Origin of the sequence: Gimesia sp. (assembly GCF_040219335.1) — a bacterium.
GTDB lineage: Bacteria > Planctomycetota > Planctomycetia > Planctomycetales > Planctomycetaceae > Gimesia.
The window spans coordinates 25,713-44,052 of the sequence record NZ_JAVJSQ010000038.1; the positions used below are offsets into that span (position 1 = coordinate 25,713).

Below are 18,340 nucleotides of genomic sequence, written 5' to 3' on the forward strand. Positions count from 1 at the left end.
TATAAACGACCGGTTCAAGAACTTCGCAGTGACGATGTGTGAATTTTCTGTGAACAGACTGAATTTCTCTGATGAATGTCACCGTCGATTAATGCACCCTCAGTCAGTTACTTCATACTTGTCTTCGACTCGTACTCCAGGCAACTGCAAAACTGTACGGCTTTATCGCTCAGGAGGGGGATGAAAAAATATTGTCAAAAGCGGTGGATTTCCGCGGCGGGTTTACGTTTATTTCTTAGAGACTCTGAAAGGACGACTCGAGGTTTTGAGCCGTCCGGTTGATCAACTTTTTTGTAGGGCGGGCCTTCGTCAATACAAAAACAACCACGCGCCTGGTGACTGGTGTAGCGCTGTTCGTTCGAACTGTGCGCCAGTGGCCTCGCGCCTCAGGAGATCCCATCATGCTCTTTCGAAAAACCAGTCATCAACGCAAGGCTTCTCGACTCTCCTCTCATATCTCAGTCGTCGAGCACCTTGAAACCCGTCAACTGTTGTCCGCGACGAATTCACTCATGACAGAACCTGCTAATCATCATCATTCGATGTCCGATACAACTCCCGAATATCCGTCGATCGACGGAACAGGGAATAATATCGACAACCCGGAACTGGGCAGTACCGGGACGCAACTGATTCGACTGGCCGAAGCCGCTTACGGCGATGGCCTGTCAACTCCCGCGGGAGAAGACCGGCTGAGTGCCCGGGAAATCAGTAATGTGATCGCAGCAGCTGAGACTTCCCAGACAAATGCCCGTTACCTGACCGATCTGTTCTGGGTCTGGGGACAGTTTATTGATCACGATATTACTTTGACTGAAGCTGCTCATGATGAATATGGTGACCCGTTGGAAGCTTTTCCAATCGAGGTTCCGACAGGTGATCCCTACTTTGATCCGGACGGCTCTGGAGATGATGTGATCAGTCTGAATCGGAGTGCCTTTGAAGAGGACGAAAACGGCATACGTCAGCAGATCAATCAGATTACGGCTTTCATTGATGGGTCGATGATCTACGGTTCTGATGCAGAACGGGCCGACCAGTTGAGAACTTTCAGTAGGGGACAGCTGAAAACCAGCGATGGAGATCTATTGCCTTACGGAGATGATGGATTCTTTCTGGCGGGTGATATTCGGGCTAATGAAAACGTGGCCCTGACGTCAATGCATACTCTCTGGGTACGTGAACACAATCGAGTCGCAACTGAACTGTCGCTGGAGAATCCCGACCTGACCGATGAAGAACTTTATCAGCAGGCGCGACAGATTGTAATCGGTGAATTGCAGGCGATCACGTTTAATGAGTATCTACCTGCGTTATTCGGAGAAGATGCTATCAGTAAATACATGGGATACGATTCCGGTGTTGATCCCAGTATCGCGAACGAGTTTTCCAATGCCGCCTATCGTTACGGTCACACAATGCTGTCGTCTGAACTGCTCCGGTTGGATGCAAATGGAGATGTTGCTGCCGAAGGTAATATCTCGCTGGTCAATGCCTTCTTTAACCCGGGAGAACTGGAAGCCAATGGGATTGATTCCCTGTTACGAGGCGCCTCAGTCAACCTGGCACAGGAAATTGACAATCAACTGGTGGATGATGTGCGGAACTTCTTGTTTGGGCCTCCCGGATCCGGCGGTTTCGATCTGGCGTCGTTGAATATTCAACGTGGGCGTGACCACGGGCTGGCCGATTATAACGCGACCAGGGTTGCTTTGGGCCTGGAAGCAGTGCAGAGTTTCTCAGATATCAGTTCAGATCCAGAAGTGGCAGCAAAACTGGAGGCCCTGTACGGCATGGTTGATAATATTGATCTCTGGGTCGGGGGACTGGCAGAAGATCATCTACCGGGCTCGAGTATGGGGGAGACGTTCACCTCTATCATCGTCGATCAGTTCCAGAGACTGCGGGACGGCGATCGTTTCTGGTATCAGAATATCTTTTCTGGTGATGTATTGAAAGAAATACATGATACGACACTCGCCGATGTAATCGAACGCAATTCAGAGGTATCCGGTCTGCAGGAAAACGTATTCTTTGCACCGTCGGTGCTTCAGATCGACCTTGCAGATCTCGGGAGTAATGATGTTACCATTCGCGAACGAAACGGAAATCTGGAAGTGGTTGACAACAGAACCAGAACCTTGATCAGCAGTCAGTCACTGGAAGGGATTGAGCGTTTAATGTTGACCGGCAGTCATCACGAACCACAGCAGATCACCATTGCCAATCTGAGCAGTGCCATATTACCGGGGGGAATGGTTGTAGAATCAGGCAGAAGCCATTCCGACACATTAGTCTTGAATGGGACAAATCAGAGTGATTCGATTGCGGTGAATGTAAGTTCTGTAGACATATCCGGCCTTCAGATTGATTATACAGGACTGGAGCGGATTGTGCTTCAGGGGATGGACGCGAATGATACGATCGCGGTTGCCGGTGGGTTAGAAGTAGCTGTCAGCATTCTTGATCACCAGGATCGCGATCGACATCATGAGAGAAGAGGAGATCAGGATCATCTCAAGGCGAAGCGAGACAATCACCATCCCAGACAGGAGCCCGTTCGAAACGTAAGGCGGGATTCAATCGAACCCGGTATGATTGTGCTTGATCAGGTATTTGCTTCCAGTGAGCTGGACCAGATTCTAGACCAGCCACCCAAAAGACGTAGACGTTAACCGATAATGAGCGCTGGTTAAGATGGGATTCAATATATCCGGATCCAGGATCTGGCTCCCCAATTCGGGACTGGATCCGGAATATTGTTTCTTCTAGTTGTAATATTCTGACTAAGATAAATACACCAGCCTCATTTTTTATTCATGTGACGATATCGGAGTCTCCTCAGTCACTTGAAATGGATCGGAATAGGTCGACCAGACTTCGGGACCATCGATCCATTCAGAGTCCTGAAGCAGGCAACGGTCCAGGACTTTACGAATCAGGGTCTCATCCATGTCACGACCAATAAAGACCAGTTCCTGACGACGGTCCCCGTACTGTCCCTCATATCGGGACAGAATCTCCCTCTTCTGGTTTTGATCAATGTTCCACTCCTCCGGCTTTGTGGCAGCCCACCAGTAACCAGCGGGATCAAATCGCACGGAGATACCGGCGTGTGACCAGAGATTGGCAATATTATGCTGCGAAGCGAGCCAGGCAAAGCCTTTACTGCGGAGAACATGCTCCAGCCAGGAATCGTCTCTGTCCAGTGCCCGCCAGAGACGTTCCGGATGAAAGGGGCGACGGGCCTGGTAAGTGAAACTCTGCACTCCATATTCGTCGACTTCCGAATGAACTTCACCCCGCGGTGTTTCGAGCCAGCCTGTATGCGTAGAAGCCGAATCCATGTCAAACAGGCCTGTTCCCAGCACTTGTTTTAAATCGACTTTTCCGAATGAGGATTCGAGAATATGAGCGTTGGGATTCAGGTGCTGAATGACTGCATGCAGTTGTTCGAGTTCCTGCCTGCTGACAAGGTCTGCTTTATTGATCAGAATGATATTCGCAAATTCGACCTGATCGATGAGCAGGTCGACAATATTCCGTCGATCGTCTTCGCTCAGTCCCAGCTCCCGGTCAACCAGATCTTCGTGGGACTGATAGTCACGCTGAAAATTAGCGGCATCAATGACTGTTACAAGAGTGTCCAGCTGCGCGAAATCCGAGAGGCTTCTGCCTTCTTCATCTGCAAACGTGAAGGTCTCGGCGACAGGCATTGGTTCTGAAATGCCCGTCGATTCAATCAGGAGATAATCGAACCGCTGTTCCTGTGCCAGGCGACTGACTTCCACCATCAGATCTTCTCTGAGGGTGCAGCAGATGCAGCCATTGGACATTTCCACAAGCTTTTCTTCCGTACGGCTCAACGCCTGATTTCCTTCTCTCACCAATGCGGCGTCGATATTGATCTCACTCATGTCGTTGACGATCACAGCCACTTTCAGCCCGGCCCGATTGGCCAGAACGTGATTGAGCAGTGTGGTTTTTCCCGCTCCCAGGAAACCGGAGAGCACGGTCACGGGCAGTTTGCGAGGAACGTTTTCGGAACTCTGAATCATGGGTAAACTCCATTCTGTAAAATGTGATTCGTATTATTGATTCCCGTGCTGTCAGAGACCTGACAGAGAGGAAGGATTTCAAGCAGCGATCAGACAGTGGCTTCGTGACGAAACCTGATGTGCGCAAGCTGAGGGTAATGATCCGGGACTGGAGGCGAGGAACTCAGTTCATGTCCCTGAGATAAGCGTCCACCATGCGGCGATGTGTATGTTGTATATCCGCGACCAGACGACGTATCTCTTCATGTTCTTCGTCCTCAATCTCGTGGGCCAGCAGTTCCAGCTTTTCCCGCAGCAATTGAGCCTTCCAGTGATGGTATTCACTAAGATTCAGGTTTCGTAAATAGACGCCGACTTCCAGTTTGCGGGTCCAGTCATCATAGATGTCAATCCAGTATTTCGAGTGGGAGACGTTTCCAGACAAAGCGCCGGAAAGCGCTTCCGTCTTGGCAATCGTCATCTCTTCGCACACCACATCCGGTGAGGGGTAATAAGAAAAACAGCCGACTCCACTGGCAACGATCAGGCCGACCAGAATCAAAATCCCCAGGACGGGACCGGGAAGCACAATGTCATATTTGCCGGACTTCACGGGTTCCACTTTTTTCAGCCAGTCTTCGATTCGTCCACGGCGATCCACTAACCTCAGAAGAAAACCGATCAGGATCACGCCCCCCAGAATACCTGCCGAATAGATTTCATAGGGATCAATGACATGCCCCAGCTTCTGTTTCGCTGTTTGATAGAAGCTGGTCGTGCCCGGACTGAAAGGCTGGCAATAAATGTCGAACGCATGCGTGTGATCTGCCGGTTCAATATTGGTTGGGAAGAGCGGTTTCTCCACTCCATAGGCCAGCCCGATGATGACCAGCAGCAGGAGGCCAAACCAGACCATCGTTTTTTTCCAGTTGTAATTGCGAACGATCCAGGCCACCAGGCCCAGATTCACACCCGCACCGAGTACCAGCAGAATGAAGGCGGCACCGACCGAGTTGGCATGCTGAAACATTGATCCCAACTGAGACATCGCCAGCATGGGAGTCGCATAGACGGGAATCGCTACACCGGTCATCAGCAGGGGGGCGTATGAATTATCGTAGTTGACGGACCTCTGCAGACTGGCTTGCGGCAGAAATGCTCCCAGCAGAGCGACTCCTGCCAGACCGATCAGGATATATACCAGGCTGGCTCCAGATGCTTCTTTGGCTGCACTGTAACCGACAGATAAAACGCGTTTGATTCCGTAGGGGATTACCTGGTCATCGGCTGGTTGTTCTGTTTTCTCAGGGAACAGTCGGTCCCAGATGGTTCCCACCAGGGTGACGATGAGCAGCGAGAAGAGTGCGAAGGTCAGGATCGTGACCGGCTCGGAAAGGGTCAGTCCGTAGAGCAGAGAAAGCGGGTTAAACAGCGGGGCAGACATGGCGAAAGCAATAATCGTGCCTCCTGCCAGTCCTGCTTTCTTTAACTCTCGGGCAACGGGGATGACGCCCAACGAACAGACCGGAAGCAGCATCCCGATCACCCAGGCCCGGAACAGAGAGGATCGGGTGCCTTCACCAAACAGCCTTCTGGTTTCTACGGAACCAAAGAATCGCTGAAAGATAGCTGCAATAAACAAACCTGCCAGAATGAAGGGAGCGGCTTCCAGCAGGCACTGTACGAAGCGGAGTGCGAAGCCCCAGAGATAGTATTGAATCATGACGAAGTTCCGAATCAGAAAGAGAAGTCAGAAAAAATGAGCCTTGCGTCGGTTAACTTTGAAACTTCTTTGTTTCTGAGCGTCCCGTATACTGTTTTAATTTGTCGACCAGGAGAAAGTAGCGGCCGACCAGAGTGGCGTCGACCTGGGAGAAATCCGTCTGTTGAAAGACCGATTTAATCTCAGTGGAAAGCTGTTGGACCTCATTCCAGTCCTTGTGTTTCAATTCGCTGTCGGCTGCCAGTTCAGGGATCCAGTCAATGATTTCCCCCAGTTGCTGTTTTTCCTCCTGGTTCACCGAGGCCGGACTCTGATTCAGCAGAGTTCTCATCCGGCTGTCCAGTTCTCTCACAGTCTGGGTATAAGTTTTAGGCTTATGTTCCGGAATATGATGTTCCAGGTGATCTTCTTCCGTAGCTGATTCCCCAGTCTGAGTACATCCGGCCTGAATTGAACTCAGGAGACTTCCCAGACACAGTACGGTAATGACCGGGAATCGACTTTTGAAAAGAGGCTCATGTTGCATTGGTCTGCCTGTGATTACGAAAGAGAAGAAACCTTTGAGTAATGAATTCAGTTAGAGGACGGCAATGTATATTCGGGCAGCTTCACCGATTTGAGTATCTCCTCAATCAGTGCCCGGCTTTCAGACTGATCCACGCCCAGGCGAACACTGAGCACGGGCAGGGCCGTTTCCAACAGATCGTCAGGGATGACATAACTTCTCTGCTCCAGAAAAGCGTGTGCCTGGGCAACCCGCTGCCAGGTCAGTAAACCACGCGGGCTCAATCCCAGGCTGACCTGCGCGTGTTTACGGGTCACATTTCCGATCTGAACCAGATAGCGTTGCACCGACTCTGCTACGGGAATCGCCACAATCTTGCGTTGCATGTCCAGAAGTTCCTGTTCGCCAAACACCGGTTCCAGTTCAGCGATTACATCCGTATTTTGATCGATGGCTGCAGCCAGCATGCGGATTTCATCGTTTTCTTCCGGGTATCCGATGCTCAGCTTCATGGAAAACCGGTCGAGCTGTGCTTCGGGCAGGGGGTAAGTACCATGCTGATCGATCGGGTTCTGTGTGGCGATCACGAAATAATCCTGAGATAACTGGTAGCGAACCGCATCCACGGTCACCTGCCGTTCTGCCATCGCTTCGAGTAACGCACTCTGGGTACGGGGAGTCGCTCGATTGATCTCATCTGCCAGCATGATGTCGGAAAAGACGGGCCCCTGACGAAATTCAAATTCATGTGTCTTCTGATTGAAAATATTGAAGCCGGTGATATCGCTGGGCAGTAAGTCGGGTGTGCATTGCACTCTGGCAAACCGGCCCCCAATCAGTGTGGCGAGTGCTTTGGCCAGCATCGTCTTGCCCAGACCGGGGTGGTCTTCCAGCAGCAGATGACCGCGGGAAAGCAGGCAGATGATCACATTGTCGATGACATCCGCTTTCCCTTTGAGCACCTGATTCAGTTTGTCTCGCAGTTGATCGACTCTGGAATATTCCTGTTGTAAATCCATCTGGATGTTTTTTTCTAATAGAGATGCCATGCGTGCCTGCTTATAAAAATGGATAAATGCGTCTGTCAGGGCGTCCGTTTAACCCAGCGGGCTTCGTTTATGATTTGATAACAGCAGTCGCTGATCTGTTCTCTGCCGGGAGACTGAACCTGATCAGCGGAACTGGGAGCAAAGGCGGCCCAGTTCACATAGTAAGCCAGATCCGCCAGACAGTTTGCGTTGACCGATAAATGTTCTGATTGCTGCCTGAACCACTGGTTGAGGGACATTGTCAGTGGTCGCTTCTGTCCCTGGCCTCTGATGCGTAATTCGAGCAGCCAGAGGGTTCTGAAAATCAACCGGCGGGTATCGCGGGGGCGATAGAGTCTGAGCCAGCCCGTGATCAGGCAGGCACTGATCTGATACCGGAAGAGGCAGACGCCGATGAGGCTTGCGAGTGCGATGAAACAGAAAACGAAGTGATTGCAAATCCAGTAGGTAGCAACCAGGATCGCTTCGACGGTTCTCTCATATAAAGACAGGGGGGGTCCCAGTACCGCATAACCGGCTGTGGGCTCGATGGTACACCAGTCATCAGGCCCCGGTCCGACTTTCACCTCTACCCAGAAATGGACATCGTCTGCACAGACCGGAGTGTGGTCCGATTTCAAATCATAGTCAGCCGGACTGGCGTAGAAGCCACTGACCAGCCTGGTCGAGTATCCCAGGGAACGTAGCATCAGGGCGGCGGATGAGGCAATCAGGTAATCTGGGCCCACCTTGCTTTCGAACAGGAATTCATCCAGAGGCAACTGTTGCTTTCCATCAAAAGCGACTGAGCGATCTTGCTCGAAGTGTTCGCGGTGATACTGCTCAATTTTCTTAATTCGATCCCAGTCATTCTCCGTGTCAGCGACCAGCTGATTTGCCAGTCTGCGAATTTTGGGAATCAGCGGTACTTCAGGTAGCGCGATGTAATGCTTCTGCTGATGCGACAGGGCAGCGAAGCGGGCATCGCGATACTGAATCTGTTTTTGATCGGGAAAATGGCTGATCAAATGCATGGGAACCAGGCGGGGCAACTCTTTGCGTTCGAGTTTCACAATGCTGTCCTGATACCAGCCAAACAGGTCCAGGCGATCAACCAGGTCAATATGAATCTCGCGCAGGTGCAGGGGAGCCGGAAGCTGATTCGATTTCAGGTGGTTATTGGTAATGACGTGCAGTTCGTTCCTGCACTCCTGGGACAGCGTATGGGCTTTCCCATTCACAACGATCCAGGGTTTTTCAAAGCGCTCTTTGAGAGTAATGCTCTTCTTAAAGTCTGTTTTTAATGGTTCGCTGAACCAGTTCACTCCATCGAAAATATCGTACGTCTCCATGCGCAGGTGCAGGGGAGTCCTGCCCGACACATGCAGTATTGCATCGGATGAAATACCATCTGACGATTTTTCTTCAGCTACTTTCTGGTCTCTCGCCGTCGAAAAGTGACGGTTGATATTCTCGGCATCAGGCAGCTCTTTTTCCTCAATTTTCTGATCCTGCAGTTTCAGTCCAATCGCCCGATCGATGTTCTTCGAGATTTCCCCTGGTTCTTCGTACGTATCAGACATGATGTCGTAGAGGCTCGGGTCATCCGAAGACATGAAAGGAGCGTTTTCGATGGGAGCAAAGCTGCGGATATCGTACTTGCCGGCCACCAGCAATTCTCCGTCGCCGAGTCCATCCCTGGCATGAAGATCACCTCGACTGTCTCCACCGGAACTGGGGATGAACCCCTTAAAAGTGTGAACTATCGGGTTCTCACCGGAAAACGAGACGATCATAAAGAGCAGCACTGCCATTGCAGACAGCAGCAGATACTTGCCCAGATTCTGTTTTTTGACCGCCGGAAGCAGGGCCACTTTCAGGCTGTTCCAGTGAGAATAGAACAGCCAGAAAAAACCCAGCACGAGTTCCAGACCCGCGAGTGCAATCATGTCCGGGCCGGAATAAGTGGTGGCGGCACAGATCATCAGAAAGATCGATCCCCAGGCAGCAAAACGCTGGTACTTTCCCCAGCAACCGGCTGCAGCCATCACCAGAATGGTATTCTTGACCGCAAACATCAGGATCAGTTCAAAAGGCCTGCCAGTGCCAAAAAAGATACGTTGAACAGGTTCCCAGGCCAGGCTGAGCAGCATGACGGCCAGCAGAATCAGGTTCACCGTCGATTCTACACCGCCCCGTTTTTTGAGCGCGAGGAAGTACCTGGCTCCCAGAAAAGCCACCGTCACTTCAATGAGTGTATTGACAGCGATCCAGGTGCGGGAATATCTACCATGAGAGTCTGAAATACAGAGCGCCAATGCCCCCGTCAGGACCATCGCGATACTGACGTAATGCAGGATCCGGCTCTCCGCAGAATTGGTTCGTTCAGCCGGCATAGCACGCTTTCTTCCAACTGTCAGTAAATGCCTTTTGACGACTTTCTTCCGGGCTGTCCAGGTGTAACCAGGGTTCGCATTCGCACGTTGGTTGATTCCCCGATTGTCGGGCAGGGGCATCCTGAACAACGATCATTCGGGAACGAAGACGGTTCACTCCCTGATTGACCCGTTGCGCGAAGCCACTGCTGTTCGTAACAATGAATTCAGGCAGGGGAGAAGCAGCCTGCTTTCGTACGGAATTCTCGAGTCCCCCGTTGGGGATGGAAGCCAGTTCATCAAGAAGTTTATGCAGGTCTCTCTGATTTCCATCGCAGCGAAACAACTGATCGCCCACGAGGCATTCCACTGAAGCATGCTGATTTAACAGTGAGTGACAGATACTGGCTGTGATGCGAATCACCGCTTCCAGGGAGTCGTCGTTCCCATGCCGGTAATGCGATCGCTGGAGATCGGGAATCACACGCAGAGCACAAACCGCCGCTGCCTGGCGTTCGGTGACAATCATCTGGCCCTGCCTGGCGGATTGCGACCAGTGCACCCGCCGCAGGGAGTCGCCCAGTCGGAAAGCCCGGGTGCCAATCACATCGCCGTAATCTCCTGCCCGGTGCGAAGTAAAGCGGTCTTCGCTGGAAGTGACTTCTCGCAGCTCAGGCATAAAGGCCAGCTGGGAGATCTCCGGCCAGACGATCAATACGGAATCGACGGACAACGGAATCTTCTTTTTGTATAACCCGAACGGAAAGGCGGTCTCCAGGAAAGCAGTGCTGGTTGAATAAATACCTCGTTTCCGGGGACTGAAATCCCAGATATACTCACTGGTTTTCCAGCCAGGAATACAGTCGATGGCAACTTCACACAGGTGGTCATCATGTTCTGAGAAGGGATGCCGCAGGTAAACACCCCAGGCGGGCCAGGGCCAGCTGTTTTTGACGATCAGTCTGGCACCGACAGGTTCCCCGCACCGGGTACGAACTTTGTTAAAGGAGAGTTCTGCAGAAAGTCCCTGCACGCTGATCCAGGGCCACAAGACGCCGACCAGAATGATCATCGCCAGGGCAGCCGCGATATACAGAATCGCCGTATTGACCAGCAGCCCGCAAATGAAGGCGGTCAAAATGCTGATCGCCAGGCACCAGAACGGGTTTCTGACCCAGTAGACCCATTGATTGAGCTGGGGGCAGAAATCGTAATGGAGCATCGTGTTGACGGTGTCTAACCACGAATGAGCAGTCTCTGACTGCTTATGAACATTCAGTTTATCTGGTTCATGCATAGTTCACCTCATATGCCCGGAGAAATATTATTGATGATTATTTAAAGGGACTTCCCTGTCCCTGTGATAAGTGAAACGATCCGTCCTGATATTCCACACAAGTCCATACGGTCTGATTTATCTGGTGTTTAATCCAGTAAAAACGCCTTTTTCGCTGCGTACCATGATAGACTTCCGGGAAACCCTGCAGTTCCGGGCTACCAACCATACTTGGGTTGGCTTTGAAATAGTGTCCCAGGAGGTCGCTGTCTGACTTGCCAATTGAAGTCTCTCTTTGCCACTGCACCCCATCAATTTCCAGAACCGCAGGCGGGTCGACAATTGCGGGGCCCTTCAGGTCTGTTCCCTCACCGGAACAGGCGGTCCACAGAGCTGGGGCTGTCAGCAATAGCAGTACAAGGGGTCGTCGAACAATAAGTTGAGAGTTAACAGGCATGGGAGAGGTCAGTGCATTCATCGGAAAAATAAAACATCATTTCTAATCAGACTGTCTTAGGAGCAAGGCTATACGAACGGTCAAAATTCACCCAAAACCTGGCCATCAGCGCGACTGAACAGATTACGCAGCGTCTCCAGATGGATGTTCTCGCCCAGAAACCGCACGCTTCCGTCACAGAGTAGGACATTGGCACCGCCAACATGCAGGCTGCGGGCTCCTGAAACGACCTCCCCATGATGAACCACATCAGGTGATTGTGAATTAGGGGAGTAGTATCCGTGGACAAGCGTGGTGTAGCCAAGCCCCCGAATCCACATCCCGGCACGGCCTCCATCGTAGGCCGAAGCAGCTTGGGAAACGAGAGCATCGGAATTCACACTACAGGCCCCCCCGCCAGAGACGCGTTTCATCTGCCGATTCGGATCCAGGAGTGTTCCTGTGTCAGGTCCTCTGGCCCCAAACAGAGTTTCCGCCATGAAGATCGTATTCGTGGTTCCATCAGTAATATCGCGCAGTCGCGTCGAGGAACCACGCCAGAAGAGGCCATCATTGGCTGTTGTGCAATACTCCAGGTTGAGCCCGGAGCCACCATTGACAAGGTAGTTTGACCCCGCCCAGACAGCTCCATTTGAATCGGTGTAGAACACATTTCCCGCATCACTGGGGCACATAAAGATCGGAATTGTCTGTTTAACGACATCCACCAGACCCGGGTTGAGAGTGGCCGCCCAGGGGGGACCTGATAACAGTGGCTCACTGAAATCGATCAGATTGTGCAGATTAGCCTGATCAATGTAAGGCAGCAACTGAGCTGAAGGGGAGTAGCCATACAGCGAGTCGGCGGCCATCAATGGGAGACGCGAATGTGTGGAATAGTAATTATGGAGCGCCAAACCAAGTTGTTTCAAATTATTTTTGCACTGAGTTCGTCTGGCTGCTTCACGTGCCATCTGGACTGCAGGCAGCAGCAGGGCAAGGAGAATGGCGATGATGGCAATTACCACCAGTAATTCGATCAGTGTGAAACCACGATGTTTGCGTTTCATGTTCTTTACTCCAACGGATTTTGAAAAAGTAGTATCGAATCCGGCGTTAGGCGGCGGCTTGCCTGAATCTATGACTGAATACGCACAATACATTTAATATACGCATTAATGCAAATGCAAAACAATTGCAATTATACGTTTTTTTGAAAATTGCTTAGGCTGTAATACGCGCAGAGAAAATGTGCGTTGGAAACCTGTGAAGGGAGGGCGTACAAAGAGCGTTGTTCCCGAGGGGGCATCCCCTGGGCACAGATCAGGAACTGATGCATTTGTCGTTGTTGTAACTAAGCAGACTGTTGATTCATGTGATTTGTCGTTTTTCTCTATGCAGAATGCTGGAACCCAGGACGAAACAGATCATTCCAAAGCAAACGAGGATCACCAGTGCAGGGCTCTGTTCGGGAATCACTTCCGCTTCCGTGGACTCTTGCTGAACTTCACTCATTTCGATCCCTTCGACTTCGGGTAATGACTGTGTCGGCTGGAGAGCCGCTGACAATGCGAGCTGATAGTCAGAGAGAGTGGAGGGACTGGCTTCGTTGCCGGGAGCATTTAATTGCTGATTCAAAAAATCATGAAATGCCTGATTGCCACACGTTTCGTAAGAACAGGCAGCACCATGTTCGGCTACCAGTTCAGTATGCACTGCAGCCAGTTTCTGCAGGGTTTCTTTGTTGGGAGTCCAGTACCCTTTGCGGGCCGTCTCCAGCATCACCGCAGTCATGTCCTGCAGTGCATACGGGTTTTTCTCTTCAAAGTATTCGCGCATCTTCAGGTTATGTTTGTCTTCAATATAAACCTGAAACGTTTCGTCCCACATATCCTGGCTGATGGCCGCTGGTTGCATGACATTCCAGCCATACATATTGCGTACATTTTCAGTAAGTGAAGCAGCAGCGGAAGGCCCCTCACGCTGCATACTCTGAATAAAGCGGGGATTCCACAAGGATGTCCGGGCTTCTTCGCGAATGGCGCCGATGGATGTGGTGACTTTCGCACGACCGGGTTGTCTTAAGTCACTGAAATAGCCTGTAGGATCAGTCCCCGTTGTATCGCGAACAGCCAGGGTAATCCCCCCCATAAATTCATAAACGTGATCGAGTGAAAGTGGCCCCCACGTATTCGATGAGCGGGGATGTACGACCGCTTCGACTCCCTGCATTTGTGCTTCCAGTAGTCCCGGCAGAACCGTGCCCCAGCGGTCACCGTCCCGATAGACTCCCGACATGTTCTGAATGTAGCGTTTCGCGACCTGACTTTCAGACTCCCAGGTATCTCCCCGTTCGACCATACCCATGATCTGGGTACCATAACTGCTGTTAGAGGCGGAGCCAAAGATTCGGGCCGTAGCAAAATCCCGGGCATCTTTAGCTGATACGCCACCTTGTTTCAGGGCCTGCTCTGTCTGTTTAGTTCCTTCGCGTACGAAGTTCGGGAATTTTTCCTGTTCCAGATTACTGGCAATCTGAACGGCATCATCAATCAGTTTGATCCGGGAAGCGGCAGCGTCGCGAAATTGACCTGACGTCTGGACCAGCACATCGACGCGTGGCCTTTGGAGTTCGTCTGAAGGAATGACTTCGACATCGTAGACGACACCACGCGAATTCCAGACAGGACGCATCCCCATGAGATACAGGATCTGAGCGATTGCGGTGCCTTTGCCTCGAATGAATTCACCTCCCCAAAGTGAGATTGCAACCTGACGGGGATAATTTCCAGCGTGTGAGGCCTGATGCGCTGCCAGCATCTCATCTGTCAGTCTGACACCAACCCGCCAGGCTTCCGGCGTGGGGGTCTGTTCTGCATTGATCGAATACAGATTGCGTCCGGTGGGAATAGCATCCGAATTGACCAGCGGATCACCACCACTGGATGGCGCGATATAACTGGCATTGAGAGCAGCGGTGATCTGCTCCAGTTCGCGTTCCGGAGAGATTTGCAGATTCCGGGCATTCAGTTGTGAAGTCTCGATGAGCTCAATCAGTTTCTGCTGCTGTAGAGGAGATTTGACAATCATTGCTTTGAACTCGTCCGCAGAGTTCCAGAGTCGTTTTGTTTCAGACTCATCCTGGGGTTTTCTCGCGACTACGGGAGAGTCCGTTGTGACCTTCACTCTTGGAGCGAGTTGCGGATCGTCGGTGGACTGAGCATCAGCACCAACGAACTTCACTTGTGCACCCGGGAGTGGACGCGAACTATGATCATCTGCTGGTGAGTCGTTTACCGAGGACTGTTTAGAATCAACTGGCTCTGTGCCTGCTGGTTGAGTCCCTTGTTTCTGTTGTGGATCTTTCGGATGGGATGGGGAACTGCTTTTGCCGGGGGATGTCTGCTGTTTGTGTTTTGCTTTCCCTTTCTGAGTGGCCCCGGAGAGTCCATCTGGTTTCTGTCCCGAGGCGGGAGACGTTCTCTGTTTTTCGGCTGCCACAGCGGCTTTGATTATCGCCTGCTTGTCTGCACTGAAGAGTAAATCGGTTTTCAGTTTGCCTGTGAGTACTTCGGAGACGAATTGTCGGGCCAGGTCCTGTCGATATTCCATGGAGTCATCGTTCACCGGTTTCCCCAATGCCGTTAGTAACTGGTCGACACCTTGTTCCCCGAGCATCGCGGTCGCCGTCTGCTCAATCTGTTTCTCTCCCAGGTTACGTCCGATGACATGGAGCCCGTCGGTGATGCTCTGATCTTTCAACTGATGAATATAGTTGTGAACTTCAGTCAGTTCTACTTCGGTTAATAATCGATTGGTCAGTTCTTCACCATTCAGACCCAGATCTTCTGCCAGGTTGAGTTCAGTCACCAGTTCCGTGACCGAACGAAGCGTCTCCTCGCGCAACAGGGGATCTTCTACCTGTTCCCAGTCATGAATTTTATCGTGCAACAGAGAGAGAGCACCGTAGAGTCCCGCCTCCATGAAGGGAGGCGTTAAATGGGAAACAATGACAGCATTGGAACGCCGCTTGGCAACCAGGGCTTCGCCGACGTTATTGATCACATAAGGATAAATATGAGGGACATCTCCGATGAGAATATGCGGCCAGCAGTCTCGGCTCAGGCAGTTTGATTTCCCATACGTAAATTCCAGGGAGCCATGCGTGCCGAAGTGCATGATTGCATCTGCCTGGAATCCATAGCGGGCCCAGAGGTAGGCACCGAGATAAAAGTGTGGGGCAGCCTGGTCTGTCCCATGGATTGAGCTGATCTCGTCTTCCGTCTCGCCGCCTCCACCTGCGGTTGGCTGGGGCATAATCACGACATTCCCCAACTGAATGCGGCTGATACCCAGGTGGGGTTGACCATCGATGTTGGTGACCATTTTTTCGCCGGGTAACTCTCCCCAGAGATTGATGGTCTCCTGTTGCCGCTTCGGTGAGAGTGCCTGCTGGAACCATTCCGCATAGCGGGTGGCTGGAACCAGTTCCGGATCAGCTTCTTTGAGAAAAGTCTCAAAGGCACCCAGGGCCCATTGGCCGAGTGTCTTACCTTTTGCCTGGATGAGTGCGAATAATGCGTCGGGGGATTCCGGGAGGGAACCGCCGAGATCATAACCTTCAGACTGTAGACGCTGTAGTGTGTTCCAGAGTGCGGGAGCGACTTCCAGACCGCCGGCAGACAAAGCTGCCATGCCGGGGGACTTGTAATAAACTATGACAATCCGTTTCTCTGAATTTGGTTTTTTCCGTAACTTAAGCCAGTTCAAAAGCAGATTAACGCGGTTTTCGATCTGATCGTCCATAGGAGCCCGGACATTGAGCCCGCGTGCATTAGGTTCCATGGAGGAGACGACGATGGGTTCGATGATGCCATCCAGCTCTGGGGCCGTGATCGACTGACCCATGAAGCCTCCTTCCATTCCGCGTTCGTCGTTGAGCCAGCGTTCACGGTTCGAGAGTAACGGAAGCGCGCTGACGATCGGGCAGTTCAGCTCGCGGAGCAGTTGATCTCCCTGTCCACCATACGAGAAGCGGCCGTGTGGGAAAGTCAGTATCAGATCGGGCTGGACAGCCTGCAGAAGAGGGAAAGCTTCCGTACGACCAAAAATGGGATAGACTTTCGCACCGCCTGCTTCCAACTGTCGAATGATGACATCCACCGGTTCCCGGTTCATTTTGTCCTGTGGATCCATGAAACCCGCTAACAGAGCCACTCGAGGTGCTTCAGTATCTCTGGCTGATGCTCTGGACGAAGCAAACGCTTCATAGTCCGCCAGTGACTCAAAGATATTTCCATCCAGGTGGAAAAAACCATACTGAGGAACTTCAATCAGCGCGGGGACTTCGACTTCCCGGCCTCCCAGGTGATGAGCTGCATAATGAGCCATACCGATGAGATTTTCTTCTCCGCCATGCGTTAAAAAGTCGGCTATCTGCTGACGATGTGTTTCCGGCAGACTGTTCTGCTGGTTAGACAGGGCATTGGTTGCGGTTCGGATATAAAAGTGCGTTCCCGCTGCACGGGCACGTGTAATTCGTGCTACCTGTTCGGGGGTGAGGTTCAGACCCTGCCCGCGAATGAAAACCAGATTGTAATTCTGGAGGTTGGCAGTATCGATGCCTTCATCGGGATAACGGTGCAGAGAGTAGGGGGTCTGCTGCAAAGCGTTTTCCCAGTTTGCCCAGTCGGTGTCGGAAAAACCGACAGTGGCAATCCGAAAGGGGCGGAGATATTCATAGTACGCCCAGAGTCCACCTGAAAAACAAAGGGCCAACAGTACAACAGAGGATAAATATTTCTTGAACATCGTTAATCTTCATCCATATAGAATGTCAGTAGAAATTACGGGGTACCAGTCGGCTCACCCTCTGCAGGCACATAGATCACACGCCCGTCTGGTAACTGGTAAGCCTGTCCCAGCAGTTGACCTTTGCCCGCTCCCTTCGATTGGGAGGCCTCATACTGTTTAATTTCCTGCCCCTCTTTGACGATGATTTCCATCTCAGGTGTGCCTGGATCTGTGATGATGGTGTAATCCTTATCCTTGAGCAGGGCCGGGACCTGCAGATAGGAAATCAACGAGACCATCAGGGCTACCGCGAAAACCATGGCGACATCAAAGAGGTTGGCCAGTGCTGCCAACGGGTCATCCTCTGTGTCGTCTGCCAGCCGGGAAGATGTTCCTTTTCGCAGGGTACGAAACTGCTGCAGTCGGTTCCCCTGTTGTGACTGATTCGTGGAGAATGGATGACTCTGATCAGACATGGATACGGTCTCCTGCGTCTCGAGCCGGGGTGTTGATCGACTCTTCTTCCTGTTGCTGTTGATATTCAGAAGGCTCTGGCAGTCCGCAGAGTCGTTCTGCAGCAAAATTGAGTAAAGAGAGATCAGCCTGGTACCAGTGTTTGTGGATCGTCACCAGGTAACCAGCGAGCATGCCGACGAACAGACCGAGTACGGTGGTTGAGAAGGCAATGACCAGATTATTGCTCATCGTCTGAATATCACCGACCGCCAGGCCAACCAGTGCTGGTCCGAGTGGAATTAAGGTTCCCATCAGACCCAGACTGGGGCCCAGTTTCACCATTCCTCGAAGCAGGTCAACTTTCCGTTGCCAGTGCATTTCAGATTGGGAAATACTGTAAGCGATCCGCGGTAGATCATCTCCTGCATTACGAATCTGTTGCAACGTCCTGAGAAATACCTCATTACCAGAGGTTTCAGGCCATTCTGCCTGGTTTTGTTGGATGGCCAGCTCGACCGTCTGACGCTGCTCGCGATGTTGATTGCGACTCAGAAATTCCTGTAGAGTCCGTCCGCATTGGGTCAGGACTCTGATCAATGAAAATAACAGCAGCAGCATGACCGGGATCAGCAGAGCATTGGACAAGATGTAAAATACATGGGTGATCTGATTCATAGTATTAAAACTTTTGGATGTGTTGAGTGAAAAAAA

At 51.6% G+C, this 18,340-nt stretch carries 11 protein-coding genes; 1 reads left to right on the forward strand and 10 read right to left on the reverse strand.

Annotated features, from left to right (window positions below; all coding sequences use genetic code 11):
* The first annotated feature begins 401 nt into the window (after positions 1-401).
* Complete coding sequence (locus tag RID21_RS28145) at positions 402-2,675, forward strand: peroxidase family protein (RefSeq protein WP_350194773.1); 2,274 nt, start codon at positions 402-404, stop codon at positions 2,673-2,675.
* Between the two features lie 138 nt (positions 2,676-2,813).
* Here RID21_RS28145 and zigA read toward each other — a convergent pair whose 3' ends face one another.
* The 10 genes from zigA to RID21_RS28195 form a co-directional block, all read right to left on the reverse strand.
* On the reverse strand, positions 2,814-4,058 hold the full coding sequence (zigA, locus tag RID21_RS28150) for a zinc metallochaperone GTPase ZigA (RefSeq protein WP_350194775.1): 1,245 nt from the start codon (positions 4,056-4,058) through the stop codon (positions 2,814-2,816).
* Positions 4,059-4,221: 163 nt separating this feature from the next.
* Complete coding sequence (locus RID21_RS28155) at positions 4,222-5,760, reverse strand: permease (RefSeq protein WP_350194777.1); 1,539 nt, start codon at positions 5,758-5,760, stop codon at positions 4,222-4,224.
* 52 nt (positions 5,761-5,812) lie between these two features.
* Positions 5,813-6,091, reverse strand: a complete 279-nt coding sequence (locus RID21_RS28160) for a hypothetical protein (RefSeq protein ID WP_350194779.1) — start codon at positions 6,089-6,091, stop codon at positions 5,813-5,815.
* Between the two features lie 242 nt (positions 6,092-6,333).
* Positions 6,334-7,314 (reverse strand): AAA family ATPase, encoded by a 981-nt coding sequence (locus tag RID21_RS28165; protein WP_350194781.1) that lies wholly within the window; start codon positions 7,312-7,314, stop codon positions 6,334-6,336.
* 35 nt (positions 7,315-7,349) lie between these two features.
* Positions 7,350-9,689 (reverse strand): transglutaminase-like domain-containing protein, encoded by a 2,340-nt coding sequence (locus RID21_RS28170; protein ID WP_350194783.1) that lies wholly within the window; start codon positions 9,687-9,689, stop codon positions 7,350-7,352.
* A complete protein-coding gene (locus tag RID21_RS28175; protein WP_350194785.1) occupies positions 9,679-10,965 on the reverse strand; it encodes a DUF58 domain-containing protein in 1,287 nt (428 codons plus the stop codon). The genes RID21_RS28170 and RID21_RS28175 overlap by 11 nt, the downstream gene beginning before the upstream one ends.
* 516 nt (positions 10,966-11,481) lie before the next feature.
* The gene (locus RID21_RS28180; RefSeq protein ID WP_350194787.1) at positions 11,482-12,450 is read right to left on the reverse strand and encodes a DUF1559 domain-containing protein; all 969 of its coding nucleotides are present in this window, start codon (positions 12,448-12,450) and stop codon (positions 11,482-11,484) included.
* Between the two features lie 301 nt (positions 12,451-12,751).
* The gene (locus RID21_RS28185; protein ID WP_350194789.1) at positions 12,752-17,191 is read right to left on the reverse strand and encodes a cobaltochelatase subunit CobN; all 4,440 of its coding nucleotides are present in this window, start codon (positions 17,189-17,191) and stop codon (positions 12,752-12,754) included.
* Positions 17,192-17,226: 35 nt separating this feature from the next.
* Complete coding sequence (locus RID21_RS28190) at positions 17,227-17,649, reverse strand: DUF2149 domain-containing protein (protein WP_350194791.1); 423 nt, start codon at positions 17,647-17,649, stop codon at positions 17,227-17,229.
* Complete coding sequence (locus tag RID21_RS28195) at positions 17,642-18,304, reverse strand: MotA/TolQ/ExbB proton channel family protein (protein ID WP_350194793.1); 663 nt, start codon at positions 18,302-18,304, stop codon at positions 17,642-17,644. Before RID21_RS28195 ends, RID21_RS28190 begins: the two co-directional genes overlap by 8 nt.
* Positions 18,305-18,340 lie beyond the last annotated feature (36 nt).